Here is a 1666-nt window from a genome sequence, read left to right as displayed (position 1 = left end):
TGAGATTGCTTCGTCAAAATTTTCAATTTTTTCTCGCAATGACAGAAACAAGAATAACATAAGCATCACCTAATTCTTTTCAGATTTTTAATAATATAAGAAATAGTAATTATCGGACTACAAATAATTATTTTAAATAACCTAAAATAAGAGCTTAAATTTCTATCTTCAATAAACCAATTATATAAATCATTTATAGGTTTAATCTCAGCAGGAATAATATATTTATCTTTAAATAATTCTTTTAAAGCTCTTTTGGCCTGTTTTGCTTCTATTTTACGCTCTATTGTTAAGCTTTGATCATGTACTCGGTAGAAATATAAAGATTCCGGTATATGAGCAAATTTTGTAACAAGTCCAAAACGAAGCCAATATTCATAATCATCAACTAACTGCATATTTTCATTATACTCGCCTACTTTCCTTGCTAAATCAGCTCTATACAAAAAACATGCACCGACGCAATCTCTAATCGGTAAAAACTCAGGCGATTCTTGATAAAGTCTTGCGCCTATACTACCTTGCTCATCGATTAAAGTATAATCAGTATATACAAGCCCTATCTCAGGTGAATTATCAAGTGTCTTAACCATTTTTTCTAAAGCATTTTCATGGAAAAGATTATCATCTGAAGTCCAAGTAAAATACTCCCCCTTGGCCTCTTTAAAAGCAACATTCAAGCTTGCCGGTAATTTTTTATTGGTCTCGTTTACTATTACCTTAATACGTGAATCCTGCTCTGCATATTTCCTAGCTACTATAACGCTACTATCTTTTGAGCAATCATCAATAATAATAAGCTCAAAGTCTTTAAAGCTTTGATTAAGGCAGCTCTCAATAGCAAAAGGTAATAGCTTCTCTCTATTATAAACCGGTAAAACTATTGAGATTTTTAGAGTGTTAGTGCGCATTCACCCCTAGAATATCAAGTTTTTCTATATATTGAATTACGGTTTCTTGTAATTCGTCGGAATAATAATTATGCTCAAAGTTTAATAATGTATTACATAAAGCATTATTAAGCTCTTGAGGTATTATAATTTCAATCTTATTAAATTGTTCAATTAGTCGTACTATAGGATCAAAATATTCAATTGAAAGCGACATCTCTTTATCTAACAATTCAGCAAGATTATTAGATGTTATGTGTAAGTGGTGATTAACTTTTTCTTTACCTATTATTAAACAAAGCGGTTCATAATTATCAAGTATAAGGCTAATTTTTTCAATTTTTCTTTCAATATCATTTATAGGAACAGGCATAATTTTTATTTCATTATCATATAGGTGTTGTTGCATGGATCAATTCTCCCGTCATTGCGAGGAAATGAAGAAGTAATTGACGAAGCAATCTCAGGATATTTGATAAGATTGCCACGCAGCCTACGGCTGCTCGCAATGACGATTTGGTATCTACGCTTGTAAATTTATATATTTCGTATTTAGATATTCAAATATCCCTTCAAATGAGCCTTCAACTCCAAAGCCTGAAGCTTTACGCCCTGCAAAAGGCGCTTTTGCATTTCCGGGCAATGGGTTATTAATTGAAACCATACCGAAATCAAGTCTAGTTGCTATCATTTGTGCCACAGATATATTATTTGAATATACATATCCTTGCAAGCCGTATTCGGTATGGTCGTGCCTCCGTATTGCAGTTTAGAGT

The 1666-nt window shown here is 32.0% G+C and carries 2 protein-coding genes and 1 pseudogene; all 3 read right to left on the bottom strand.

The genetic code is table 11. From position 1 onward, the window contains the following. Nucleotides 1-65: 65 nt before the first annotated feature. Entirely contained in the window at nt 66-911 is an 846-nt protein-coding gene (locus KYQ89_RS00805; protein WP_218459927.1) for a glycosyltransferase, read from the bottom strand. Continuing rightward, nucleotides 901-1299, bottom strand: coding sequence for a hypothetical protein (locus KYQ89_RS00800; protein WP_218459926.1), 399 nt, complete (start codon nt 1297-1299; stop codon nt 901-903). Before KYQ89_RS00800 ends, KYQ89_RS00805 begins: the two co-directional genes overlap by 11 nt. A gap of 114 nt (nt 1300-1413) precedes the next feature. After that, a pseudogene (locus KYQ89_RS00795) lies at nt 1414-1653 on the bottom strand (aldehyde dehydrogenase family protein); the annotation flags it as partial. Nucleotides 1654-1666 lie beyond the last annotated feature (13 nt).

It is taken from the genome of Rickettsia sp. TH2014 (assembly GCF_019249195.1).
Taxonomy (GTDB): domain Bacteria; phylum Pseudomonadota; class Alphaproteobacteria; order Rickettsiales; family Rickettsiaceae; genus Rickettsia; species Rickettsia felis.
This window is presented reverse-complemented; position numbering and strand designations above follow the sequence as displayed.

Excerpts from the sequence above, each read along its gene's own strand:
- KYQ89_RS00805 (WP_218459927.1), bottom strand. The coding sequence starts at position 911 with ATGCGCACTAACACTCTAAAAATCTCAATAGTTTTACCGGTTTATAAT.
- KYQ89_RS00800 (WP_218459926.1), bottom strand. The coding sequence starts at position 1,299 with ATGCAACAACACCTATATGATAATGAAATAAAAATTATGCCTGTTCCT.